The following is a 25,650-nucleotide window of genomic DNA, read 5'->3' as shown; positions in this document are numbered from 1 at the left end:
ACTCCGGATTACCTGTTCATCCCAGTGTAGACCATGACTCACAACTCCGGCAGCAAGCTGCTACCACTGCCAACACTTGCGCTCCTTGGAGCGATGGTCCTCTGGTCCAGCTCTTTTATTGCCCTAAAAATTGCCTTTCGCGCATACGATCCGATGTTTGTCATTTTCGGTCGTATGCTGGTTGCTTCACTCTGCTTTCTTCTCGTGGGTAAACGACTTGCCAATTCCCTGCATTACCGAAAAGGTGACTATAAACTGATACTGTTCATGGCGTTTTGTGAACCCTGTCTCTATTTCATTTTTGAAGCGAAAGCTGTAGAAAACACCACAGCATCCCAGGCCGGTGTAATCACCGCTATGCTACCCATTTTGGTCATGATTACAGCCGCCCTATTTCTTAAAGAGCGGGTGAATAAAAAGTCATGGCTTGGTGCAGTACTTGCCGTTACTGGAGTCCTTTGGCTCACCGCTGAAAGTTCACCGAGTAGTGAAGCTCCAAATCCTGTACTTGGCAATTTTCTTGAGTTTCTCGCCATGGTGTGTGCCGCTGGCTATACTATTTCACTTAAAGCACTCACCGACAGATACTCTCCATGGTTCCTTACCGCTATCCAGGCTCTTATTGGCTGTTTTTTTTATTTCCCCCTACTCTTTTTTCCAACAAATAGCATCCCCAACGCTTTTGACCAGACCGCATCAATTGCTATTGTGTACCTCGGTGCAGTTGTTACCCTTGGGGCATATGGCCTTTTTAACTACGGCATTAAATGTGTTCCTGCAAACAAGGGAGCAATGTACGTTAACCTCATTCCAATCTTTTCTGTTCTTCTTGGTTGGTTGATTCTTGGTGAAACCCTTACCCTGTTCCAATTTTTTGCGGGGTTCCTCATCCTGTCTGGAGTCTTCCTCTCACAAAAATCATGACTCTAAAGCTCCGATACGCAAGCGCACTCATGGTTATTCTTCTGATAATCTGCATTTTCACATGGGGAATTGCGACGTGTGTTACTAAGGGACAATATTCTATAGCTGTAGTTCTTGCTGCCCTGCTCTATGGAATCAGTTTTATACTTGGTAAAAAGTTTAAAAAGGTTTTTTTTCTTCTCTCCACCATAAAACTGTTAAAGGACTCCAACGGAGTCGCCTCAATGGAGGCTATTGCAAGCCATATTGAAAGGGGAGATAAAAATAGTGAAGAACTCACAAGGGAGATAGTCCAACTGCTCCTCACCGAAGAGGTGGTTGAGCGACAAGATGACAACTTGATACTTACAGGGGAATAGTTCATCCACTATCCCCTTCTATGTATGTTATCAATTTCAGATGTTTTTCCGCTCTAAAGCGCGAACTGCCTTACGATACAGTTTTTCTGCCTGATAGGAAGAGCGAACAAAGGCACCGGAGGCAACTCCGGCAAAGCCATCTTCTAAAGCCATCTTTGCATATTCTTCAAATTCCTCAGGGGGAATAAAGCGCTGCACCTCCAGATGAGCCGCACTGGGTTGCAAATATTGACCAATTGTTAAAATATCAGTACCGGACCTTAGAATATCTCTCCAGGTGACAGACAGCTCATCAAGAGTCTCACCGAGTCCTACCATCAGGCCTGACTTGGTCACCAACTGAGGCTGCAGCTCTTTTACTTTTTGAAGTAATTCAAGAGACCGGCCATAAATTGCCTGAGGACGCACTTCGGGGTAGAGACGGCTAATGGTTTCAACATTATGATTGAGAACATCAGGCCCAGCCTGAAGAATTGTTTCCAGTGCTTCCCAATTGCCTTGCAGATCGGGAATAAGTACTTCTACCAGGGTCTCTGGACGTGCCTTTTTAATAGCCTTAATTGTCTCTGCAAAAAGAGCCGCCCCGCCATCAGCAAGATCATCCCTTGTCACCGAAGTAACCACGGCATAACGAAGCTCCAATAGAGCTACAGCTTCTGCCACCCTTTCAGGCTCCTCTGGATCCGGAAGAGATTCAGGAGGATGTCCAACTGCACAGAACCTGCAGTTTCTCGTGCACTTTTCCCCAAGAATCATAAAGGTAGCGGTGCCTTCCCCATAACATTCAAACTGATTGGGGCACTTCGCTTCCTGACAGACTGTAGTAAGGGAATGATTATTCAACAGGTTTCGGATTTTTTCATACTCTGGGCCTGTGGGCAGGGTACGACGTAACCACTTCGGTTTACCAACACGAATTTTATTGTTGCACTGTGACACTGAGAGGTACCTCCGAAACAACAGATATTGTACGTTTAAATACTAATGCCAGGATCCTGGATAAATCCTGTTTTAGGCTTGAAACTAAGATATCACATCCTCTCTCTGTAGCAAGAGTTGTCATTGCAACTCCCGTAAGCCCACATGGATTTACCCAGGAAAAGGGTTCCAGTGAGACATTTACATTAAGAGCGAGCCCGTGAAAAGAAATTCCATGGCGAATAGCAATCCCTACACTGCCAAGCTTCTTATCTCCCACCCAAATACCGTTATTACGACTATCACGCCCCGCAATAACCTTGTATTTTGCAGCTAACTGCAGCATCACCTCTTCAAGGAGGGCCACATAATCAGCAACTTTTATCCGAGATGTACGTAGATCAAATATCGGATAGACAACCAGCTGCCCCTCTCCATGAAAAGTAATATCACCACCCCGCTCAATATGGACAAGTGGGATATTATTCTCTTTAAGGTAGGCCTCTGAAACCATTAAGTTCTCACGGCCCCCACGTCTACCAAGAGTAAAGGTGGCTGGATGCTCAGTCACTAAAAAGAGGTCAGAAGCAAGTTCCCCGTTTTTCCGTTGGGCGACCAGATCCTGCTGGAGCTGATAGGTCTCAGCATAATCACTGAGACCTAAATCAAGCAGATATGCTGCATGGGAAGTCTCAGCCACAAAGACACGGCCTCCTGGCCGCAGCAGTTTCGTCAAGCCTTCTCAGCTTAGCATTGACAGGAGCCTGTCTAAGACGTTCAGGATCAGTCTTAGCCTCAGCCACAACAGCCTTCACCGCAGCTATAAACTTATCAATATCTTCCTTACACTCAGTCTCCGTTGGTTCAATCATAATTGCTCCATGAACCACAAGGGGAAAGTAGATGGTTGGTGGATGATAGCCGTGGTCGATGAGACGCTTTGCAATATCAAGGGTGGTAATTTTATCTTCCTGCTGCCACTCATCTGAAAAAACCGCCTCATGCATACATGGTCTGTTATAGGCAAGCTTAAGGGTTCCCTTTAGCTGTTCTTTTATATATGCAGCATTAAGCACTGCTAAATGGCTGGCCTGTTTCAGATTTTCAGCTCCCATGGTTCGCATATAACTATAGGTACGCAACAGTACAGAAAAGTTCCCATGAAAACCATGCACCTTGCCAACAGAATCGGGATAGTCATATTCCAAAGCGTAACTATCACCAACTTTTACAGCACGGGGCACGGGCAAATATTTTTCCAGCTCCTTGGTCACACAGACAGGTCCAGCACCAGGACCACCACCACCGTGGGGAGTGGACAAGGTTTTGTGCACATTTAAATGCATGACATCGACACCACATTTTCTGGCATCAATAACTCCCATGACAGCATTCATGTTGGCCCCGTCACCATAGACAAGTCCACCTTTTGCGTGAACCGCATCCGCTATCTCACGAATGTTAGTCTCAAACAGTCCCAGAGTGTTGGGATTGGTAATCATGATGCCTGCGGTTTCTTCATCCATGGCATCAATTACAGACTGAACCTGCAAGATACCATTTGGTCCGGATGGGAGCGGTACCGGCTTATAGCCACAAAGAGCAGCACTCGCAGGGTTAGTCCCATGGGCAGTATCCGGAATAAGGATCTTGGTTCTCCTGGATTTTTTACTTTCATGGTAGGCTGCAAAGATGAGCATACCAGTAAGCTCTCCATGGGCACCTGCTGCCGGTTGTAAGGTAACTCCAGGAAGACCAGTCAAAGCCCCAAGATAGTTCTGCAACTCATACATTATCTTCAGGTTTCCCTGAACATATTCATCAGCAAGCATAGGGTGGGCCGCCGCCAGTTCAGCAGTTGCTGCAAATTTCTCATTTATCTTTGGGTTATACTTCATGGTGCAGGACCCTAAGGGATACATACCTGTATCCACACCAAAGTTCCATTGGGAGAGTCTGGTGTAGTGCCGTACGACATCCACTTCACTGAGATCAGGAAAATCGGGTCCCGCTCCCAGAAGCGTCGCTTCAGGTGTTGCAGCAGGAACATCTGAGACAGGAACACTCATGCCAGAACGCCCTTTTTTCCCTTTTTCCCACAGGAGAGGTTCCTCCATTATCAGTCCGGTTGTACCTGGATTACTGGCCATTATTTCACCTCCGCAACAACTGCATCTATCACATCTTTTGATATCGTCTCTGTCACACAGAACAGATACTTACCCTCAAGCTCCGGATAATATTTTCCCAGTTCAAGCCCTGCCACAATGCCCTTCTCAACAAGACTATCAAACACCGGCTTAAAATCGCTGGAAAACTCGACCACAACTTCGTTAAAACCTGGCGAATCAAAGACTATTGAAGCACCCTTTGCTGTCACTGCCGACTTGAAGTATTCCGTCTTATCAAAATTAAGCTTTGACAAACTGCGCAATCCGGTTCCACCAAGGGATGACATATACATGGTAGCAATAAGCGTGCAGACACCTTGGTTAGAACAGATGTTTGAAGTAGCCTTTTCCCTTCGAATATGCTGTTCACGGGTGGACAGTGTGAGCACAAAGCCACGCTTACCATCCACATCGGTGGTTTCACCGACTAAGCGACCCGGCATATTTCTGGTAAACTTATCTTTACAGGCAAACATACCAAGACCTGCTCCACCAAAGGAACGTGGCATACCAAAACTCTGTCCTTCACCACAAACAATATCAGCACCACATTCACCCGGATTTTTATAGAGACCATAGGCAAGTGGCTCTGTAAAACTTGAGATAAATAGAGCACCTGCAGCGTGGATATCCTCCCCAAGCTTTTCAAGATCTTCAACCACCCCAAAAAAGTTTGGTGACTGGATGGCAACTGCTGCCAAGCCTTCAATTTCTGCCAAACCACTCAAATTTGTTCTTCCATCTGGGCCGTAGGGTAGTTCAATCAGTTCATACTCTGTCGGATGCAAATACGTCTTTGCCACCTCACGGTAATGTGGATGCACTGCTTTTGATATTGCCACCTTCTTTTTTTTCTTGCCTATACGAATACCCATAAGAAGTGCTTCTGCAAGTGCCGACGCACCATCATAGATTGAAGCATTGGCAACATCCATCCCCAAGAGTCTTGCGGTAAGAGTCTGATATTCAAAGAGTCCCTGAAGAGTTCCCTGGGCTATCTCCGGTTGATACGGTGTATAGGCTGTTAAAAACTCTGATCTACTGATGAGAGCCGGGATTGTCGCCGGTATATGGTGATGATAGCTCCCGGCCCCAATTAAGACCTTATGCTTATGATTGATTTTCATTGCCTCAGCTAACTCGCTTGCATGATCGGTCAGCTCCCATTCACTCATGGGCTCAGGTAAATCCATCACTCCATCGTACCGGCAACCGTCAGGAACCGAACAGAAGAGTTCATCCAGACGGTCGCGCCCGACAACCTTTAACATTGCATCTATTTCATCGCTTGTGTGAGGCAAGTATCGCATGATATTATCCTTTCAGTAGCTCCTTGTAGGCGTCCAGGGTTAACAAACCCTCTAGCTCACTTGGATCGGATGGTTTGATTTCAATAAGCCAATTCTTATACGGGTCTTCATTTACAAGCTCGGGTCCATCATCGAGATCCTCATTCACCGCAACAACCTCACCACCAATGGGCAGATATAACTCGGATACGGCTTTTACAGACTCAATGGTTCCAAACTCATCGCCCTTACTCAACTCATCACCAACTTCAGGGGCTTCAACAAAAACGATATCCCCCATCTGGTCCTGGGCATAATCCGTGATTCCTACCTTAAGGGTATCACCCTCACCACTTACCCACTCATGGTCTTCTGTATAACGTAGCCCATCAACAAAAATCAGTTCACTGAGTTCCTTCACAACCCACCTCTTTACATTAAGTTAATCCACCATAGTGCTTATGGCACTTCTGGCAGTTCGTTGTGGACGAATATCCGCCCTGATTTCAACTTTGATCTTTCTTTTACCGTCAGTGAGAAGAACAACATCTCCCACTTGCATCTCTTTATCTAAGAGGACAAACCCACAACACAGTCCCTTGAGTTTAGCCCCGGTCTTTCCAGCTATGGATTGAATTTCACCATCAACCCTACCTATCGCCATATCAGTTGTGCAGGTGAGGATTTTTCCAATGTTGTTACCATCAACATCTGTGACGTAGTTTGCCTCATCTGCCCCAATCTTTCTTGGATCAAAACCGGCAAAGGCAAGGGTATGTTTATTCCAACGGTTTGCAACCAACGCTTCAGCCCCATGGAATTTTTTGGTAAAATTTCCGCTACCATCTTTTTCTGCAATGGCAAACGACCAGGGGGTGTTGGCAAATGGCCATGGGCCAATATCCTGATGGGATAATGGCAGCACAGCACCCGCCCGGAGGGAATCCCGTGCCGCAAGCCCGCAAGGTATGACAGAATGTGTCTGCCCCGCCTCAAGAACCTGGTTCCAGAGGGAAGTAAGATGGACCACGTCACAGAACAGTTCAAAACCGAACTCCCCTGTATAGCCCGTACGTGAAACCATGATGTCAGTACCATCGAGCAGCTGTACCGCTGTAGTACCAGCGCACGAACCAAAGCCACCCTTAAAAGAGAAGTACATCATCTTTTCAAAAAGTTGCTCCGGGTCTTTGATAATTTTCCCGAGCACCCTCGCTGAGTCCGGCCCCTGGATATCCATCTTGCCGACCTTGTCTGTTAAGTCCTCAACCTGTACGTCTTCATTCTTACCTTGCCCCGACAAGTGTTTGGCAATGTCAGCACCCATACCAGCATTAACCACAACCATGTACGATTCGTCTGCCAGACTATAGACAATGGCATCATCAATCACCAAGCCACCATCATCTAAAAACAGGCCGTAAACACAACGACCAGGGACAAGTGGTGTCTTTTTCAACCCGATACAGCTATCCATATCTTTGGTGAGGCAGTACTGAAGAACATTTCTCGCTCCACTCCCCTTCACTGTGACCACAGCCATATGGCTGGTATCAAAGATCCCCGCTGTTTCAATTACTGTAAGATGCTCTGCCTTCGTTCCGGTGCTATACCAGAGTGGCATATCATAATTGCCAAAAAGAGCCATATTGGCACCCGCTTGACTGTGAAAGTCATGCAACACTGTTTTTTTTGTCGTTTCCATTAATTACTCCATTTAGAAAGACCGTTTATATCGCGTAGAATAATGCACACTCAATATCAAATAACCGGTAGAGGGACCTTTAAATTAAAGCTTTTATAAACAACAAAGGTCTCAACCCCGCGGACATTTTCAAGCTTGGCGACTTCCTCTGTATAAAACTTGACCATATTGAAATCCTTTGTCAAAAGGACCGTGAGAATCAGATCAAACCGACCTGTTACAACACAGACCGAAATCACCCCACGGAGCTTGCTGAATTCTTCACCTTTTTTCACCAGATCCATATCTTTTAGATTAACTCCAACCATGACAATGGATTGATCCGGCATTGCATCCGGGTCGATGAGCGCAGTGATATCTAGAACACCTTCTTCTTTTAACCGCTTCACTCTTGCTCGAATTGTTCCTTCAGATAAGCCAAGAGAATCCGCAATTTTTTTATAGGGCATTCTTCCATCCCGAAGATGATTAATGATTGCCAAATTTATTTCATCAAGCTCCACAACGACTCCCCTCACAGGTTAAGCAAAATTGATTCCCCTCTCAGCACGAGAAAGACACACATCAACATTCTCTATGATATATTCCGAATACAATAATTTCAACATGATTTTTCTACGCTTTACGTATTTATATATCAATTTTCGTTATGTGTTTTTTATTTTTAAATGAAATGAGCAGTTTAATTTGGAGATATCATTCAGATTTTTTCAAGAGACGGAAAGCAAAACACGCCACGACATAAAACGTAGTCTCTATTAAATAAAAAAATCCGGTTTGGCATTTGCCAAACCGGATTCATATATTCACCCCACAAAGGGAATCAGGTATTAATAAACTGCTACTTAGACAGGTTTTTTATGAGCGTTGGAGAAATATACTGTTCACCGAGTACATGAGCCTTCTTAAGCGCTTGATCCATCAAATAATTAATTTGGGAAATAGAACCATTACTGCATAGATGCACCTCTTTAATCGTTTCGTTTGGAAGCAGAGACATCCCCGCACCATCTTCCCCTTTCGAGGCAAGTTGCAAACCAAGACGTAAATAGTCAGCAGTATCTTTCATAGACAAGGGATCAAGACTGAGCTGACAATTGGTTTCATCCTCAAAATATTCGAGTATTGTTGCGACCATGTTTGACTTCACTTCAGGCTTGCCAAGAAGAACAATCTGTAAATACTCATCCGCACTCACAACTTCTTCCCCCGAGGCCCCGCTTAATAGACGAATCACACCCTCCATGGTCGCCTGAAACATCGTCTCAGCATCATCAATCACAAGAACAACCTTCTCACCTGCACCGCCACGCCGCGAAAGTTCTTTTCGTATGTGTGCCAGCAGCTCACTCTGCCCTGTGAGTTCAGCACTCGGCACAAGACCAAGGCTTTGTGCCACCTCTTTTAAAAGCGTTGTGACTGAACCTACCTTCTCTTTTAATTCAAGTAGTTCATAATGTTCCAGTGCCTCTGCCAGCAGTTTGCTGGCAAATACTGATTTTCCACTACCATTGTCTCCAACAATTTTAATCAGTGGCTTTTCTTTGGCCAGGAGATCAAGGACATGATTGTACAACTCCAACCTCTCAGACCAGGGAACTTCAATACAACAGGGTCTATCTGATTCTGAGAATGTATTGAGATACCTTGAAAGATCTACCTGCGTATCCTTAACAACTGTAATTTCCAAAGGTTGAGCAACGGCCTTTCCAGCGTTACCGCTATGCAAAACACAGTCAATCACGGCCCCTGACTCCACCTCGAGTTTACCTGTCACCACTGTACCAACCTGACACCCGCCCTTTTTGAGCGCAAGGGAGCCCGTTGTTACATTTCCTTCAATGTGACCTGAACAGACAATGCGTTCTCCTTTGACCTCTCCAACGATACGGCCAGGTTCCCCAACGATGAGTTCTCGTCCCTTAAAAGATCCGCGTAACTCTCCTTCTATCAGGAGGGGAGCATCCGTTTCAACGTCACCTTTAACGACCATAAACTGGTCAAATTTACTTGTATCATCTTTCATCATCTCATGCCTTACTCCGAAAAACCAATCTTAAAACCAAACGTAAAACCATAGTAAAGAACATAGCATGCCTTACTTCAAACTCAAGTACCCTCCCACAACCCTTGTCGTGGTGGTAACGAGACACAGGGCTGCAAAGAAGCAGGCAATGACAGGGAAATAATCAGGAAACAGGCAAAACAGAACAAAACAGGTGATGGTTTCTGTTGCCTCTGCAAGTCCTTCAAGATAATAAATACCTTTATGGGCGTAGGTAATGCTCTCGATTCTTCGCCTTTCTGCCATTATCGCAAAGGCCAGAAAACTCGACCCGGTCCCCACAAATGAAAAGAGAAGCAGAGCTGCCGCAAGCCCGTTTTGTTCAGGGTTTGCCAGGGCGAAACCGAGCACTACACTGGCATAAAAAATAAAATCGAGAACAATATCCAAGAAACCGCCACCGTCACTGACCTGTGTCATGCGGGCCAAGGCGCCATCTATCCCGTCTCCTACCCGGTTTGCTATAATACAAACAAGAGCACAGCCATAACACTGAAAATACAGGGCAGGCAGTACAAGAATCCCGATTAAAAAGGAAACAACTGTCACCTGATCCGGCCTCGCCCCAAGTGATTTCAGTAGAGAAGCGCAGAGAAACAGAGGTTGTTTCAATATCTTTATCGCATAACGGTCAAGCACATTCAGTCTCTTTTCTCATTAACAATGGTAGCCACACTAGCACTAACCCCGATAAACGGCATAAGTACCTCGAAGGTCTCACTACGCTGACTTATCTGGAAATAGTTTTAAGTTCGCAATCTTAAAAGGTTCTCCACTTTTCCCGGAGTCTACGCCACCTGTTTTCAAATGACAGTTTTTCTTGAGTAAGGTACTAATACAGTTCAATAAATTGCTTTTCTGATTCTGTTGAACCAATCAGAATTATCTCATCTTCAGTTCGAAGCGGAATAGAAGGATCAGGCCCCACCACCAACCCCTTCACCGTCCTCAGGGCAATAACGGAACAGCCAGTGGTCTGACGAATATTACTTTCAATAAGATTTTGTCCAACAAGTCTACGGGGCATAGGGCAGCTAAATATATTCAAGCCTTCAGTGAACATTGAGATTTCATCAGGTTTTAAAATATTTACAATGCTGTTTGCCCCCATTGAGGCAAATGACATAACAAGATCCGCTCCTGCCATGTGGAGCTTTGAAACACTTCGTTCATTGGTGGCTCTACTGATAATTTGAATATCCGGCCGTAACTGACGACAGTAAAATGCCAGATAAATATTCATGGCATCATTATGGGTTGTGATAATTACAGTTCTCGCTCCCATAACACCCGCCTTTTCAAGAACCTTGATATCAGCGGCATCACCTTGAATAAACTTGTCGCCTTTACCTGCAGTAAGAGTTGGACGTTTCTCTACAATGTGGTGACTGATACCGCTTGCACCCAAGGTCTCAGCAGCTGCAAGACCAACCCGACCACCCCCAAGAATAAGAACAGGAGAATCCTCAGATATTGCCTTATACGGAACAGCATAGAGCTCTTCAAATTTATCAAGCTGCCCTGTGGTTCCTGCAAGTAAAAGCAGGGACCTCGAAGAAATAACCGTATCTCTTGTGGGGATCTCAAAACGCCCCTTTTCCCAGATACCAACAACAGTAGCCCCAGTCTTGGCGCGCATCTCAAGATCGAGAAGACTCTGGCCTGAGAGGGTCGTCTGACCAGCTGAGATCTCTGCAATATTCAGGTTATCAAAACGGCTGACAATGTTAACAGGCCGTCCGACTCCAAGGGTACGCTTCCCCAGCTCCTGTCCAAGAATTTTTGCAAACTGAAACACATGGGTATTGCCTGGAAAATTCAGGATATCCATAGAGTTTTGGTGATTGGCACTGGTCACAATTGGAACGGATTCCGTTATTTCACGAATGGTAAAAGCAACAGAGGTATTAATGAGATCATCATTGGTAGCAACCACAAGGGCTGCATTTTTTACCTGCAGTCTATGATAGGTTTCAGGATCATCAGGTTCACCCACCACCACATTATATCCGGCATCGTGGAGTTCCGAAGCTTTTTGCAGCTCAGCGACCACAAGAACATACTCAAAACCTCTACGATTGAGTTTTGCCACGAGTTTTTCTGTTATGGGATCAACATTTGTAATGATAACATGGTCTCTTGTCCCTTTTGGGAGATCTCTTGGTGTCTTTATCTTCGACTGGGCTTCCAGCCAGGGGGCGTAAAAGAACTGAATAAAGGTAAAGGGAAGCATAATAAGCAACAGCACAATCCCTGAAGCTAGTACTGCAAGGGTGAAAAGCAGGCCAAGGTCCGTGTGAAAGGTGATGTCACCAAAACCCAGGGTAGACATAACTGTGAGCGTCCAATACAAACCTGTGACCCAGCTAAATTCCCGTCCCTCGTAGAGCATAAGAATATGGAACAACACAGAGTAAAGACAGATAATCAGAAGAATAAACCCTAAAAATTTGGTTAGTAAAACAAGGTTTTTCCGCGTTGTCTTATTCTGAAAGAAATAGAGGAGCTGGGATGGAAGAAACTTCATATTTTTATGAAAATGAGAATAAAATGAATAGAGTTTGATAAAATTTAGATATGATCTCAGGACCCGATACCTTAAGGTTAATCTGATATTATCGTAAAAACTGGTGATATTGTCAAACAATTGGACAAAAGGCAAGACCCACTACTAATATAATGACATTTACATTACATGTATCTCGCCAAACTACAACAGGGTTCACACCTCTATTTCCAAATCCGCCAGTCGTATCAGACTGATGAGGGGAATTTCGCCCACAGGATTTTGTTTGATCTTGGTAAACAGCCCTCACATTATTTCAGCATTGCCTACGATCATGTCATCATTTTTAAGGAAGAGCTACTCCAAGCCCTGCATTCTGCAATCCACAAGGACCCTGAGCCACAGCTTGAACAACTTCTTTTTGATTTTTTTCCAAGAGATGTTCAGGAAAATCTGCTTACCTTCAAGGGCCGGACTGCTCAATACAGAGGACGCCTCAGTGATGAAGAAAGAGAGGCTATAAACAAAGAAGTCCACCTCTTTGACAGAAGAAGACTCTACTATCTACGCTATGGGGCGGTGGACCAAAGCCGGCTTACAAAACTCCACGAAAAATGCTGCCGCCCTCTTTTAGGCCAGAGCCGTGATGAACGGGAGTATTACTTCCTTTCAGAGGAGAAGGTACTTGAGCCTGGGACCTATTTCCAATACATCTATGCCATATTTAATCTACAAAAAGATTTTAAAGAGTCTTTTGCCCCGTGGCTCCCGGAAGCTCTTGCAAGGCGTGAAGTGGAAGAACAGTTTACGACAGCCATCTGCCGACTGCATCGTGACCTGTCATTCTGGCAGGGGATGACTCCAGGCAATTTTCTTCACAGACACCTTACCCACTATCTCTGGATGTTTTTTGACTATGTACCCCACCAGCCTTCATTTCAGCGGGACTTTTCTCGTGCCTTTATGGGCAGTCATCGACACTTCAAATGGCCTGAGAGAAAAACTCCCACAAGTCCGGAAATAATTGAGGAGATCTTTGGAGTCTCAAGCACCGCATTAAACACCATGACAAAAGAGGATCTCAATCGTCTCTATAGAAAAAAAGCAATGGCTCTCCACCCGGATAAAGGTGGTGATGCTGAGCAATTCATTATTTTAACTGAAATCTACAAGGAACGTCTTGGAAAGAAGTAATATAGCAGTTTTATCCACAACTCTGCGAGTTACGATTGGTTGAAAACTTAACCTGTAAACCAAGAAAATAGTTGATTCCTGATCCGCGAGTTCGTACCTTCTTCAGTAACAGTTTGTAGCTTACGACAACAACTTTACGCATATAAGGACCACTCATAATGAAAACCGATGACAATTTCAAATCTGATGAAACTGAACTTGAAGATGAGCAGAAAATTGAAGAGGGTTTTTCCCAGATGGAGATGCTCTATCGATCCCGATGTGTGCAACCCCCACTTGGCGGCAACGTCGTCGTCCGAGAAATAGAAAAAGACGAGTAAAAACCGTTGAACCTCTTTTGAAAAGATGTATAACAGAAGCTGTTTATACCACTGTTCTACGTTGAAATATCGGCTTTAAAATGTTGTTTTCTTACCATTTCAACCTGGAAATTTACCAACAAGAGGTTCAATAGATGCAGTTTGTACAAAAACTGAAAACGCAGTCCTGCTCCTATACATCTACGCTTATCTGTGTACTCTGCCTACTACTCAGTTCACAGGCCTGTATTCCTCTTGCAAAACGGAGTATTGACCCTATCCTGCTGCCTGATACATTTTCAATATCGGGCCAGAGCCCCGTTGACATCCGCTGGTGGCTCACCTTTAATGACACAACTCTTAACCACTATGTTGAAACTGCCTTATCGAGCAACTTCAGCCTTCTTGCTGCACGGGAGCGAATAATACAGGCACAGGCAGTGGCCAGACAGTCAGGAGCAGCTCTTATTCCCTCCCTTGATAGTGACGGTTCAGCTTCCAGCACACGTAACTATCAATCAAGTGACAATAGTGATACATTTTCCTTTGACCTTGCTGCATCATACGAAATTGACCTGTGGGGACGACTGAGAAACATCGAAGATGCTTCTCTTTATGACCTTGAAGCCACCAGAGCAGATTTTTCGACCGCACAAATCACCCTAGCCGCTGAAGTAACCCTTACCTGGTTCCAGATATCAGAGGCGGGGCAACAGCTCGAACTACTGCAACAACAAAAAGAGACCAATGAGAAGGTCCTTGAGGTTATTACCACTCAATTTCGCTCAGGTAAAACCGATATTTCTGATGTACTCCAGCAACGTCAGCTGGTGGAGAGTAATAGAGGAGCCCTTGCAAAGCTCAGTGCCAACAAGCGTATTCTCGAGTATCAACTAGCAATTCTCATAGGCAAGCCCCCTGAAAAATCTTTCCAGAATATAGTTGCGGTCCTTCCCGAATTGCCCGCACTTCCCCGGACTGGAATCCCGCTGCTACTGATAACAAGACGGCCGGATGTGAGCAGCAGTTTTATGAGACTACAGGCAGCAGATAAGAGGAGTGCCGCTGCAGTTGCAAATCGTTTTCCCCGCTTAAGTTTGTCTGCGAGCCTCACGACCTCAGGAGACAGGGTGAGTGATCTTTTCTCGGACTGGTATTCAACCCTTGCGGCAAACCTCTTTGGCCCCATCATAGATGGCGGTTACCTCAGAGCTGAAGTAGACAGAACAGAGTCAGTTGCAAGGGAACAGCTTAACAGTTATAGCCAGAACATCTTAGAGGCCATCGGAGAGATCGAAAACAGTCTTGTTCGCGAGCAGGAATTACTTCAGTCCCTCAAAAGTGAAACCATACAGCTGCAACTTGCAACTGAGACAGTAGAGCATGTTGGGAATCGTTACAGGCAGGGAGTTGAAGATTACCAGAGGGTACTTCTTGCGCTCATATCCAGCCAGAACCTGCAACGGGATATTGTGAGCAGCAGACTTGCACTTCTCAGCAACAGAGTCTCCCTATATCGGGCCCTGAGCGGACCAATTGATCAGGAACCGACAACACAAGACACGAACAAAGGCGGATTGCAATGAGCCCCGAAAAAACACAGAGTTCTGAAACAAAAAGCTCTAAACCCCATGTAGTAAAGGGTGTAATTCAACTCTTTTTATCCATTATCATACTAGGAGGCGCTGTAGCCCTCGCCTCACATTATGTCAACAACTCACCTAAGGCGAAGCCCCGTGCCCGCTCGCCTAAGCCACCGCTTGTGACAGTCACCTCTTTACAAGCCCAGGACATATCATATGAGTTTGATGCCATGGGTACCGTTACAAGCGCCCAGGAGATAGGTCTCATTCCTCGGGTAAATGGCGAGATAATCAGCATAAGCCCTGAAATGGTACCAGGTGGACAAATCACCCAGGGCGAAGAACTCTTTAGTATCGATCCCACTGACTACGAGATAACCATTCTGCAGCTCAAAAGCGATCTGGCCAAAGCTGTCAGTGACCTTAACCTGGAAATGGGAAACCAACGTATTGCAATTAAGGAGTTTGAAATACTGGGTCAAAAGGTCAGTGACACCGAAAAAGACCTCATGCTACGTAAACCTCAACTTGGTATTGCAAAGGCAGCAGTTGCAGCAGTCGAAGCACAACTGAAAAGAGCCAGAATCGATCTGCAACGAACCAGATTTACTGCCCCCTTTAATGGAGTAATCCTGTCAAAGAATATCGATCTTGGCTCCCGTGTCAGCTCAAACAGTCCTGTAGGGCAACTCGTTGGAACAGATCAATTCTGGGTCAAGGTGAGTCTTCCAGTGCAACAGCTTAGGTGGCTCACAATCCCTGCAAAAGCTGGAGAACCTGGCTCAGTTGCACGTATATACCTTCAGGAAAAAAGTGGCAAGAACCTCTATCGACAGGGCAATGTTATTCGCCTTGCGGCTGACCTTGAAACAGAGGGACGAATGGCGGTAATCTATGTTGCAGTGAATGACCCACTCAGCCTCATGCCATCTAACAAGGCAAAACCACAATTATTTCTCGGCTCCTTTGTCCAGGTTACTTTTGCCGGACAAGAACTCAAACAGGTTTTTACCATTGATCGCAACTATTTCCATGAGAACAATACGGTATGGCTCCTTGCAAAAGACAACACTCTAGAAATTAGAACAGTAGATGTGCTTGCAAGAACAAAGACACATATCTACACATCTACATCCCTTGGAACACAGGCTCGTCTCATAACCTCTCAAATATCCAGTCCCAGCCAAGGAACTCAGCTACAAGTCTTAGAACAAATCAAATCTCCCAAACATAAGGGAGCACAACAGTGAGTTCTGATTCAAATAATCACAGCCTTGGGCCCGTCAGCTGGATGATCCATAACCGGGTCACCCCAAATTTGTTGATGATCGTCCTAATGGTGGGCGGGATCTTCATGAGTTCTAAGATAACCCGCGAGGTGTTTCCTGCCTTTGAGCTCGACAACATCAACATCTCTGTCTCTTACCCCGGAGCAAGCCCTGAAGAAGTCGAACGGGGCATAGTCCTTGCCATTGAAGAAGCCATCCAGGGTACCGAGGGAGTAAAAGAAATAACCGCCACCGCAGGAGAAGGTTCTGCATCTGTCAGAGCTGAGCTCCTTGATGGTGCAGACTCGCAAAAGGTACTCCAGGACATTAAACAGGAGGTTGACCGCATCTCAACCTTCCCCCTCGATGCAGAGGAACCTGTTATCTCCATTTCTGCAATAAAACGACAGGTTTTGCGTCTCAACATCTACGGTGATGTGGACGAAAGAAATCTCAGGAGTACGGCAGAATCCGTCCGTGACCAACTGCTTCAACAGCCTGGTATCAGCCAGATTGATCTACGGGGTGCAAGGGATTATGAAATTGAGGTTGCTGTCTCCAAAGGTGTTCTCAGAAAGTACAACCTGTCCATTGACGATATTGCTAAAAGTATAGCCAGTAACTCCGTCGAGATACCCGGTGGAAAACTTGAGACCAGCAGTGGTGAGATTCTCCTTAGGGTTACCAATAAAAGCGAGTGGGCAAAAGAATTTGCGCGCATCCCCATCATATCGAGCAGTGAGGGCACACAGATTTACCTGGAGGATATTGCAACGGTGACCGATGGTTTTGAGGATACTGCAAGATTTGGAACCTACAACAACCAGCCCTCAATTCAGCTCTACGTATACAGAATTGGCAAGGAAACACCAATTGGAGTGTCTGAAGCAACCCATGAGGCCATGGGAACAATTCAGGACTCACTGCCGCCGGAAATACATTGGGACATCACCAGTGACAGGTCAAATATTTATAAACAGCGGTTGGAGCTTCTCTTAAAAAATGCCTTTGTGGGACTTGCACTTGTGCTTCTTCTGCTTGGAATTTTTCTTGAAATGCGCCTTGCCTTCTGGGTCACTATGGGAATCCCTATCTCCTTTCTTGGGGGCCTGCTGTTTTTGCCATTTTTTGACGTCTCTATCAACATGATCTCCATGTTTGCCTTTATTATATCACTTGGAATCGTGGTGGACGACGCCATTATCGCAGGCGAAAATATATACGAATACCGCCAGCGGGGTCTCAACTATTTTGACGCCGCCATTGCCGGCGCAAAGGATGTCGCCACACCTATTACCTTTAGCATTCTCACCAACATCATCGCCTTTTTACCCATGGCCTTTGTGCCAGGCGTTATGGGGAAGGTGTGGCGGGTCATTCCCTTTGTGGTGATTGTAGTCTTTCTTATATCCTGGTTTGAATCACTCTTTATTCTGCCTGCTCACCTCGCCCATAGCCGTGAGAATGGTAAGGGAACCATTGCAGGCTCCATCTACAGGTTTCAACAAAAATTTGCCCGTCTCCTGCTTCGGTTTATTAATAATGTATACGGTCCTCTTTTAGACAAAGTCCTCAGTATACGATATTTTACCGTTATCTTTCTTATTGCGGTTCTTGTGGTGACAGCCGCCTATGTTAAGAGTGGCAGAATACGCATGATCCTCTCCCCAAGAGTTGAGTCTGACCGCGCGGTTGTAACCGCAACCCTGCCCTACGGCAGCCCTGCATCTGAAATGATTAGAGTGCGGGACTCGCTATTAACTGGCCTTGATAAAGTTGTGGCATCCTACGATGACGATACTCTTCTCGAGGGTGTTTTCGCCATGATCGATGACAACCAGGTAGAGGTTAATGCCTATCTGCATCCACCAGCTTCCCGCCCCATTACCACAGGAGAAACAACTCAGGAGTGGAGAAAGGCAACAGGTCCACTGGTTGGTGTTACAACACTTCGTTTTGAATCAGATAGAGGAGGCCCTGGTGGGGGCGCGTCCATTGCCGTAGAATTGAGGCACAGGGATACCCGGGTTCTCGACGAAGCAAGTGTAGCCTTTGCCAACCGACTCGAAGAATTTTCATCGATAAAGGACGTGGATAGCGGATATGCTATAGGAAAAATACAGTTCAACTACAAGGTAAATGGATGGGGAGAGAGCCTTGGATTGACCTCCAGTGAGATAGGCCGGCAGATACGCAACGGTTTCCAGGGTGCGATTGCCCTAAGACAGCAGCGCGGGAACAACGAGGTGACTGTTCGGGTCAGACTTCCTCAGGTAGAGAGAAGCAATGAATTTAACATGGAGAATTTCCTTATACAGGCCCCAGCTGGCACCTACGTTCCTCTGAGTGAAGTAACCACCATTGAAAAAAGCAGGGCATTCACCTCCATATCAAGAAAGGACGGCAGGCGAACAACCACGGTTTCAGCAAATGTCTCCCCCATTGGAGATTCTCCTGTGATCACCGCTGAACTCAATGAAAAAGTTCTCCCAGAGCTTGCAAATCAGTTTCCAGGCCTTACCTACGGTTACAGTGGTCGTCAGGCCGACCGGAAAGAGAGCTTTGGCAATCTGTTGTACGGCTTTCTTTTCGCCCTTGGCGGTATCTACTTTCTCCTCGCCATCCCATTTAAAAGCTATATTCAACCTGTCATCGTTATGGTTGCTATTCCATTTGGAATGATCGGAGCCGTCTTTGGCCATATGTTGATGGACTATCATCTGAGCATCATGAGTATGATGGGCATCGTTGCCCTGTCAGGGGTGGTGGTAAATGATTCTCTGGTATTGGTGGATTACGCCAATAAACAAAAGCTCAAGGGCTGTAACTCACTTGAAGCAATACAGCGTGCAGGTCTCAGACGCTTTAGGCCCGTACTGCTCACAACACTCACGACCTTTGGTGGTCTGGCCCCAATGATCTTTGAGACATCCAGACAAGCAAGATTTATGATTCCCATGGCCATTTCACTGGGCTTTGGAATCCTGTTTGCGACAGTCATCACCCTGGCTCTCGTCCCCTGTCTCTACCTGATCATCGACGATAGTAAAAAGGTGGGTGAAAAAATATTGTGAGCTTAGTGCATTGTACTCCCTCTATTGCTCCAATGTTTCTGATTCTCCAAACTTCCACAACAGCATTGTACCGACAACATAGTTGTCGGTTGTCTCAACCAGTGGACTGTCCTCAAATGCTGCTCCGGAAGAATTGATGTATCTACCATAGAAACTCAGCCAGAACTTAGGGGTGAGTTCTTTTACAATACCGCCGGAAACCTGCCAGCCACCATATCCTGCTTCGGCTGTATACTGCTCCCTCCTATCTGTGACGTATTGTTCTGAAACTTCATAAAAGTAGCTATGCAACTCGCTGTCACTAAACTGCGGACCGGTCTTCATATGGATACGAACATTTTGATCACGAAAAAGAGATGCATTCCTGTACACAAGGGAGAAATCTGAAATCAGTCCCTGATATGACACATCAAGGCCACCATCAAAACCGAAAGAAAATCCCGCCCGTATATTCCACTGGAGAAAAAATGACTCCCGCTCGCCATAGTCATAAAAATAAAACCGAAGAGCAGGACCAATTTCAACAAGGCCATCCAGCTCACCCATTCCTTCTCTGGCGTCATTATCATCAGTTACAGGAGGATTACCAGAAATCGAAATATCTGTCTGAAAATGAGCATTCCTCCAAAATATTCCTCGTAGACCATCCCGATTAGCCTTTATCTTTTCCCCGCGATAGATAAAATAGGGTAAAGGAAAAGCGTAACTCGAATATTCATCTGAACCACGGTAGTGAGGGAGCTGCGCTGCAAGACCAACGACTCCGTACTCATAGAGAGGGAGTTTTTCTTTTTCAACCGTAGTACCAGTAGCGCTACACGGAACGAGACTCGTGAGAAAAAGTATAACAGTTATAAAACAACAGGGTATATAGGGGAACATCGCCATCCTTTAGGACAAAAGGTTAAGCCACAGGGTACCTTGAAAAATTGGTGATAGGTTCAAATTCGAGACGCGTGAAGAATTTTACCACAGGCATACAACTGATATTCCAAGGATATAATTTTGAATGCAACGATGAAGTTGGGCAAAGAACCAATTTTCCAAGGCTGCCTAAAGATGATTTTGTATCTACACTGTATCCGCGATGTGCCCTTCTACTACTACTTGCTTCTTCCACAAAATCTCTGAAAGACAGGAGGGATTTGATCAATGGATTCAGGTCAGAATCACTTATGATTTTGCGAGATGATACCTCTTGGCCTGCCAATACTTCTTGCGCCAATAAGAATTATTGAGGTTTGACTGAATGACGCCTTTGGACCGTGAAGCATGAATGAAACAATTTTCGCCAAGGTAAATGCCAACATGTCGGGAATACAGACCAGTTTTAAAGAAAACTAAGTCACCTGGACGAAGAGATTTTTTATCAATTTTCTCACCTGTTTTAGACTGCTCGACAACAGTTCTTGGAAGCTCGACACCATAGAGTTCTTTATAAGCCCTTTGGGTCAGGCCAGAACAATCCACTCCCCTGGTACTGTACCCTCCATACCTATACCGCACACCTCGCCACCTCTTAAAGTAATCATTGAGCTCTTGATTCCCTACACTGAGAGTATCTTGAGCACTATTGAAAACAATTTTCCTACAGGTTTCAGATAGAGATATCTTCTTGACCTGCTCTGGACTTTCCTGCTGGGGCACATAAGTAACCGTCACCTTTTGCATGCATCCTGATAATAACAACACGACTAGAGTAAAACTGATCGTGATGTATCGATTTGTAGGTAGTCTGCAAATGTGCGTTACATTTTTTAGGCCAATAAAAGAATGAAACATAGTGTATCTAACCCGACAAGCCGAATTTTTTTGAGTATCGCTGGACAAGTACCCCGAAGGTCTCCCTGCGGTCGCTATCTGAAAATAGTGCGGTATCAGCAAGTTTTCCAACACGCAATTTCTCAATCCCATTAACAGGGCAAAGTACGACGTGGATGATTACACCCTCAATGATCTTACCTATCGTACTAAGCGTTACTACCAAAAGATTTTCTCAACACCCTGATATTATCAATCATTTTTGAATAAATCCAGTTTTGTGAACTTTTTATATAACCAAGCACACTCCAGCAGAACATTTTACGATGAGATTACAGCCTATTAGACGATCATCTATTCTTTGACATTTTGTTGACAAAACACCCGTTATCGTCTGACCATGTATATTGTAACACTGGACCAGCCATTCTCCTGCAAATTAATACTCAAGACTAATACCATTAAAAAACAGAACATTTCATAAGAAAATCCTTGATGAAGAAAGTTCCTTTGGTATACCTACGTCACTCATAATAGATCCCTTCATAATGACATTGGGGTAATCAGCATCCACTCTTTGAGGCCTCGCGAGTACAATCTATATATTAATTCCCTGAAAAATAGGTACAAACTCATGATAACTACATTGTTAACTTACGGTGCTGCCGGTGCGGTCGTTGGAATCCTGGCAGGACTATTTGGTATTGGAGGTGGACTTGTAATCGTCCCAGTACTGGTTTATGTCTTTTCTCTACAGAGCATACCAAGTGAAATCACCATGCATATGGCTCTTGCGACATCTCTTGCCAGTATTATGTTTACCTCTGTCTCAAGTTTCCGTGCACATCATAAAAGAGGTGCCGTTCACTGGGATGTCGTTAAAAAAATCGTGATTGGGATACTTACTGGTACTTTCTTCGGTTCATTTATTGCGTCTCGTATGTCCACAGACTTTCTAAAGATTTTTTTTGTGATCTTTCTCTATTTTGTGGCAACGCAGATGCTGCTTGGCAAAAAACCCAAACCTGGAAGAGAAATTCCAGGTTTAGCTGGTATGTTTGCAACCGGAAATATTATCGGTATTGTATCAAGTCTTGTAGGCATTGGGGGAGGCACACTCTCAGTCCCCTTCATGCTCTGGTGTAACATAAACGCTCATCACGCCATTGGTACTTCTGCTGCCATCGGTCTTCCCATCGCTTTAGCCGGAACTGTTGGGTATATCGTAAACGGCTGGAATGTAACTGACCTCCCTCCCTACTCACTTGGCTATGTATATCTCCCTGCTCTCATAGGAATTGCCGCCATAAGTGTTTTAACAGCACCTCTAGGTGTAAAGCTCGCCCATAGCCTACCTGTTGATCGTCTAAAAAAAATATTCTCAATTCTCTTGTACGTTGTTGCCACTAAAATGCTTGTCAGTGCAATATAAGAAAGGACTTTAATGAATGAGACCGAACTCTTGACAACTTAGACTTCACTAGCTGCGTAAAAGATTAGAAAACCCGCAATCTATTTAGAATGCGGGTTAAAAAGACATCAATGCAAGCGCTTGCAAACACAAGTACCCTATCAGCAGAGAACTTCGATCACCTCACCTACCTCGCGTGTATTTCAAGAACTTCTGTTCGTCTAGAAACTACAATACACTCACGAGTACACACATTGATTTCTAGATTCTACTGAAGTTTAGAGAATTTACAGGAATACAAAAGACAAGAAAAAACCCGCAAACTGTTTTCAGTTGCGGGTTTAAAAGACTTTGGTGGAAGTCTTTAGAAAAAATATGGTGCCGAAGGCCGGAGTCGAACCGGCACGGGTTGCCCCACACGCCCCTCAAGCGTGCGCGTCTACCAATTTCACCACTTCGGCACACATTTCTATATATATTTTATTACTCTGCTGCTTTTTCTTCGCTCTTTTCTTCAGCAACCGGTTCCATAACCATATCTTCTTTGGCTATAGGTGCTGCTTCCTCAACTGCAGGTTGACTGACAGTCACCCCGCTCATCACTGAAGACTTACTTGACTGAGATGAAATATACGCTAACGTAACAGAAGTCAACATAAAAATGATCGCAGCAGCTGTAGTAATTTTATTTAACAGTGGCAACGGCCCTTCTGTCCCAAAAAGAGACTGGCTGGATCCACCAAAAGTAGCACCAATATCAGCACCCTTCCCATGTTGCAGCAAAACAATGCCAACCAGGAAAAGGCAGACGATAACGTGTACAATTGTTAATAAAGTATCCATACGTAAACAAAGTTAAATTATTCAAAATTAATAATGCGTTCAAACGATTCAGCATCAAGTGAACGCTCCGCCTACCAATCCTCAGATAACTTGAGGCTAGGCCATCAATGCATCAGCGTTGATTGGTGCGACCGAGGCACCTTACAATATTCGAATTTTCTCGGCAACAGTTTTTTCATATATTTGTTCAACTATTTCTTAAGCCATCGTCTGATGGTACACCGAGCCAGTTCCAAAACAGCGGTTTATTGAAGAAAATCTCGCCAATACCATTTAGCAACAACACCTTAAGACCATATCAGCACTTCACATACCGCTATCTGCAATAGGCAGTACATGAATATTATACAATCTCATGACATAATGTTGCATTACCCTCGCCTATGCAACCATTTTAAAATTCATAATTGCCCTAATGTAGTGCAATCACAAGTAAGTATTTATTATCATTAAGCAAAGATATTTATCAAAATGCACTACAATATTTTCTGAAAGAGAAGGGCCACATCAACAGGGTCTGAATAGTATCCAATTCTTTCACCAGTCTGTAAGAATCCCGTTTTTTTATAGAAACTCAGAGCACTTTGATTTTGAGAACGTACTTCAAGAAAGAGAGTCTCTACTCCTTTCTCAGAGAGAAGATTACATAGACAACTGAGTAGAGAGGACGCAACACCGTGCTTTCGCAACTCTACACTCACAGCTATTTTCAACAACTCAGCCTCAGGCGCTAAATATCTACTGGCACACCAACCAACCACACACGGCCTGTTAGCAGGCGTATTATCAAGTTCAGCAACTAAGACAACTCCCCTCTCTTGCCTCAACTCATCTGCAAGAGCTTTGGGAGACCAAGGGGATTTATTTTGCTGCTCGATACAGACAACTTCAGCAAGATCTGTATCGAGCATTGTTCGGATATAAAACAAGAGATTGACCCCGCATAACCAAGTAACAAGGCGAATTACGTTCTTCACCAGATGCATTTATTACAAACAACAGATAAATGAAGTTTTCCGGTAAGCAGCGGCTTCTAGTGAATTCACTACATATTAAATCATTTCCTCGCTCACATGGACCACTAAGTCACTCAACATATTAGTATAACTACCAAGCTCGTTATCATACCAGCCATAGACCACAGCCTGAGTCACAGGAACATTTAAAATTGAGTCAGCGCCCTTCGCTAGACTTTCAGCTTTTACCTTGGCAAGGTCAACCTGGATATTCGCTGTTCTCGTGTGGGTCTCTGTACCCTCAATGGCAGCAGCAGCAGCAGGCATTCCTATTATGTCCGATGAGACATTCTGCTGGTTTGAATAGAGCAGATAGGGATTAATCTTTGAATATTCTTCGTATATAGAATTTATATCATTTCTTTTAATTGGCTGATCGAAATCATCCTGTAGATTCAAAACAAGAATAATAAGTGAACCAGTAGAAGTAGGAATACGAACGGACTCTGCCATAAACCCAATTGAAGCCATTTCAGGAATAACAAGAGACAGAGCTTTTGCAGCCCCGGTTGTGGTTAAAATTATATTATTTAAAATTGAACGATTTTTACGCAGGTCTGTCGCACCAGCTCCCGGCAAGCGATCTAAAACCTGCTGACTACCGGTTGCTGCGTGTACAGTTACCATGGAAGCACTGAGGATTTTATCAGCACCGATCTTTTCCATGAGCGGCTTTATCATATATGATAAACATGTCGTCGTACAGGAAGCCGCCGAGATAAGAGAGTGCTGCCCAGATTCATAAACCTCTTCATTGATGCCCATCACTGTAGTAACGGCATCTTCAGGCATATCCAACCCCTTCGATTTAATTTTGAAGGGTGCTGAGAGAATTACCTTTTCGGCGCCAGCCTGCATATGTCCGCGAAGTGCACCACGACTTGCATCCGGATCGGTGGTAGGATCCGTAAAGACGCCGGTTGTATCAACCACCAGCTTAACGTCATTTTCCTGCCAGGCAATATCCTTAGGGTTGCGAGCACTGCGCAGAATTTTGACCGGAATACCATTCACAACCATCGTCCCATCAGCCTCATTCAACTCCTCAATCACACGAGGACACTGGTGACCATAAAGATATGTTCCAAGACGCCCATAGGTTGAATCGCGCTCAAGTGTGGCTGCAAGATCTTCCAAACTCGATCCAACATCGCGGCCGATGTTTGCAACTATACCAGAAAAGTGCTTCCTGGAAACCTGCTGCCACAACGATAGCTTACCTATTCTTCCAAGACCATTAATCCCTAATTTCATAGCAATGCCT

Annotated in this window: 24 protein-coding genes and 1 tRNA gene; 8 read left to right on the top strand and 17 right to left on the bottom strand. The window is 44.9% G+C overall.

Going from position 1 to position 25,650, the window contains the following annotated elements; translation table 11 throughout:
* Positions 1 to 33 precede the first annotated feature (33 nt).
* Both ACX6CI_RS23685 and ACX6CI_RS23680 read left to right on the top strand, forming a co-directional pair.
* Complete coding sequence (locus ACX6CI_RS23685) at positions 34 to 924, top strand: DMT family transporter (protein ID WP_458776115.1); 891 nt, start codon at positions 34 to 36, stop codon at positions 922 to 924.
* Positions 921 to 1,283, top strand: coding sequence for a hypothetical protein (locus ACX6CI_RS23680; protein ID WP_458776114.1), 363 nt, complete (start codon positions 921 to 923; stop codon positions 1,281 to 1,283). The genes ACX6CI_RS23685 and ACX6CI_RS23680 overlap by 4 nt, the downstream gene beginning before the upstream one ends.
* A 36-nt stretch (positions 1,284 to 1,319) precedes the next feature.
* Here ACX6CI_RS23680 and lipA read toward each other — a convergent pair whose 3' ends face one another.
* The 10 genes from lipA to ACX6CI_RS23630 form a co-directional block, all read right to left on the bottom strand.
* Complete coding sequence (gene lipA, locus ACX6CI_RS23675) at positions 1,320 to 2,222, bottom strand: lipoyl synthase (protein WP_458776113.1); 903 nt, start codon at positions 2,220 to 2,222, stop codon at positions 1,320 to 1,322.
* Entirely contained in the window at positions 2,203 to 2,901 is a 699-nt protein-coding gene (gene lipB / locus ACX6CI_RS23670; protein ID WP_458776112.1) for a lipoyl(octanoyl) transferase LipB, read from the bottom strand. The genes lipA and lipB overlap by 20 nt, the downstream gene beginning before the upstream one ends.
* Positions 2,894 to 4,351: an aminomethyl-transferring glycine dehydrogenase subunit GcvPB gene (gene gcvPB / locus ACX6CI_RS23665; protein WP_458776111.1), complete on the bottom strand. Its 1,458-nt coding sequence runs from the start codon at positions 4,349 to 4,351 to the stop codon at positions 2,894 to 2,896. The genes lipB and gcvPB overlap by 8 nt, the downstream gene beginning before the upstream one ends.
* The gene (gene gcvPA / locus ACX6CI_RS23660; RefSeq protein ID WP_458776110.1) at positions 4,351 to 5,682 is read right to left on the bottom strand and encodes an aminomethyl-transferring glycine dehydrogenase subunit GcvPA; all 1,332 of its coding nucleotides are present in this window, start codon (positions 5,680 to 5,682) and stop codon (positions 4,351 to 4,353) included. Before gcvPA ends, gcvPB begins: the two co-directional genes overlap by 1 nt.
* 4 nt (positions 5,683 to 5,686) lie before the next feature.
* The gene (gcvH, locus tag ACX6CI_RS23655; protein ID WP_458776109.1) at positions 5,687 to 6,082 is read right to left on the bottom strand and encodes a glycine cleavage system protein GcvH; all 396 of its coding nucleotides are present in this window, start codon (positions 6,080 to 6,082) and stop codon (positions 5,687 to 5,689) included.
* A 21-nt stretch (positions 6,083 to 6,103) separates the two neighbouring features.
* Positions 6,104 to 7,366: an aminomethyltransferase family protein gene (locus tag ACX6CI_RS23650; RefSeq protein WP_458776108.1), complete on the bottom strand. Its 1,263-nt coding sequence runs from the start codon at positions 7,364 to 7,366 to the stop codon at positions 6,104 to 6,106.
* 56 nt (positions 7,367 to 7,422) lie between these two features.
* Positions 7,423 to 7,869 (bottom strand): Lrp/AsnC family transcriptional regulator, encoded by a 447-nt coding sequence (locus tag ACX6CI_RS23645; protein ID WP_458776107.1) that lies wholly within the window; start codon positions 7,867 to 7,869, stop codon positions 7,423 to 7,425.
* A 338-nt stretch (positions 7,870 to 8,207) separates the two neighbouring features.
* Positions 8,208 to 9,395, bottom strand: coding sequence for a polymer-forming cytoskeletal protein (locus ACX6CI_RS23640; RefSeq protein WP_458776106.1), 1,188 nt, complete (start codon positions 9,393 to 9,395; stop codon positions 8,208 to 8,210).
* A gap of 69 nt (positions 9,396 to 9,464) precedes the next feature.
* On the bottom strand, positions 9,465 to 10,070 hold the full coding sequence (locus tag ACX6CI_RS23635) for a CDP-alcohol phosphatidyltransferase family protein (protein ID WP_458776105.1): 606 nt from the start codon (positions 10,068 to 10,070) through the stop codon (positions 9,465 to 9,467).
* A gap of 193 nt (positions 10,071 to 10,263) precedes the next feature.
* Complete coding sequence (locus ACX6CI_RS23630) at positions 10,264 to 11,958, bottom strand: potassium channel family protein (protein WP_458776104.1); 1,695 nt, start codon at positions 11,956 to 11,958, stop codon at positions 10,264 to 10,266.
* A 168-nt stretch (positions 11,959 to 12,126) separates the two neighbouring features.
* Between ACX6CI_RS23630 and ACX6CI_RS23625 the strand changes: the two genes are divergently transcribed.
* The 5 genes from ACX6CI_RS23625 (at position 12,127) to ACX6CI_RS23605 (ending at position 19,355) form a co-directional block, all read left to right on the top strand.
* Entirely contained in the window at positions 12,127 to 13,131 is a 1,005-nt protein-coding gene (locus tag ACX6CI_RS23625; protein WP_458776103.1) for a J domain-containing protein, read from the top strand.
* A 158-nt stretch (positions 13,132 to 13,289) separates the two neighbouring features.
* A complete protein-coding gene (locus ACX6CI_RS23620; RefSeq protein ID WP_458776102.1) occupies positions 13,290 to 13,451 on the top strand; it encodes a hypothetical protein in 162 nt (53 codons plus the stop codon).
* 134 nt (positions 13,452 to 13,585) lie between these two features.
* Entirely contained in the window at positions 13,586 to 15,016 is a 1,431-nt protein-coding gene (locus tag ACX6CI_RS23615; RefSeq protein WP_458776101.1) for an efflux transporter outer membrane subunit, read from the top strand.
* Positions 15,013 to 16,263 (top strand): efflux RND transporter periplasmic adaptor subunit, encoded by a 1,251-nt coding sequence (locus ACX6CI_RS23610; protein ID WP_458776100.1) that lies wholly within the window; start codon positions 15,013 to 15,015, stop codon positions 16,261 to 16,263. Before ACX6CI_RS23615 ends, ACX6CI_RS23610 begins: the two co-directional genes overlap by 4 nt.
* Positions 16,260 to 19,355, top strand: a complete 3,096-nt coding sequence (locus ACX6CI_RS23605; RefSeq protein ID WP_458776099.1) for an efflux RND transporter permease subunit — start codon at positions 16,260 to 16,262, stop codon at positions 19,353 to 19,355. The genes ACX6CI_RS23610 and ACX6CI_RS23605 overlap by 4 nt, the downstream gene beginning before the upstream one ends.
* Positions 19,356 to 19,376: 21 nt before the next feature.
* On the opposite strand, the gene ACX6CI_RS23600 is transcribed toward ACX6CI_RS23605, so the two are convergent.
* The 3 genes from ACX6CI_RS23600 to ACX6CI_RS23590 form a co-directional block, all read right to left on the bottom strand.
* On the bottom strand, positions 19,377 to 20,237 hold the full coding sequence (locus ACX6CI_RS23600; RefSeq protein ID WP_458776098.1) for a MipA/OmpV family protein: 861 nt from the start codon (positions 20,235 to 20,237) through the stop codon (positions 19,377 to 19,379).
* Between the two features lie 291 nt (positions 20,238 to 20,528).
* Complete coding sequence (locus ACX6CI_RS23595; protein WP_458776097.1) at positions 20,529 to 21,026, bottom strand: NlpC/P60 family protein; 498 nt, start codon at positions 21,024 to 21,026, stop codon at positions 20,529 to 20,531.
* Between the two features lie 118 nt (positions 21,027 to 21,144).
* On the bottom strand, positions 21,145 to 21,342 hold the full coding sequence (locus ACX6CI_RS23590) for a hypothetical protein (protein WP_458776096.1): 198 nt from the start codon (positions 21,340 to 21,342) through the stop codon (positions 21,145 to 21,147).
* Positions 21,343 to 21,750: 408 nt separating this feature from the next.
* Between ACX6CI_RS23590 and ACX6CI_RS23585 the strand changes: the two genes are divergently transcribed.
* Positions 21,751 to 22,548: a sulfite exporter TauE/SafE family protein gene (locus ACX6CI_RS23585; protein ID WP_458776095.1), complete on the top strand. Its 798-nt coding sequence runs from the start codon at positions 21,751 to 21,753 to the stop codon at positions 22,546 to 22,548.
* 355 nt (positions 22,549 to 22,903) lie between these two features.
* On the opposite strand, the gene ACX6CI_RS23580 is transcribed toward ACX6CI_RS23585, so the two are convergent.
* The 4 genes from ACX6CI_RS23580 to ACX6CI_RS23565 all read right to left on the bottom strand — a co-directional run bounded on the left by ACX6CI_RS23580 (position 22,904) and on the right by ACX6CI_RS23565 (position 25,640).
* Positions 22,904 to 22,988 (bottom strand) — tRNA-Leu (locus ACX6CI_RS23580).
* Positions 22,989 to 23,010: 22 nt separating this feature from the next.
* Entirely contained in the window at positions 23,011 to 23,370 is a 360-nt protein-coding gene (gene secG / locus ACX6CI_RS23575) for a preprotein translocase subunit SecG (RefSeq protein WP_458776094.1), read from the bottom strand.
* Positions 23,371 to 23,846: 476 nt separating this feature from the next.
* A complete protein-coding gene (gene rimI / locus ACX6CI_RS23570) occupies positions 23,847 to 24,299 on the bottom strand; it encodes a ribosomal protein S18-alanine N-acetyltransferase (protein ID WP_458776093.1) in 453 nt (150 codons plus the stop codon).
* Between the two features lie 123 nt (positions 24,300 to 24,422).
* Positions 24,423 to 25,640 (bottom strand): type I glyceraldehyde-3-phosphate dehydrogenase, encoded by a 1,218-nt coding sequence (locus ACX6CI_RS23565; protein WP_458776092.1) that lies wholly within the window; start codon positions 25,638 to 25,640, stop codon positions 24,423 to 24,425.
* Positions 25,641 to 25,650: the final 10 nt, after the last annotated feature.

Source organism: Desulforhopalus glucosivorans, assembly GCF_054397165.1.
The sequence above is the reverse complement of the archived record's forward strand: the minus strand, read 5'-3'. Positions and strand labels throughout refer to the sequence as shown.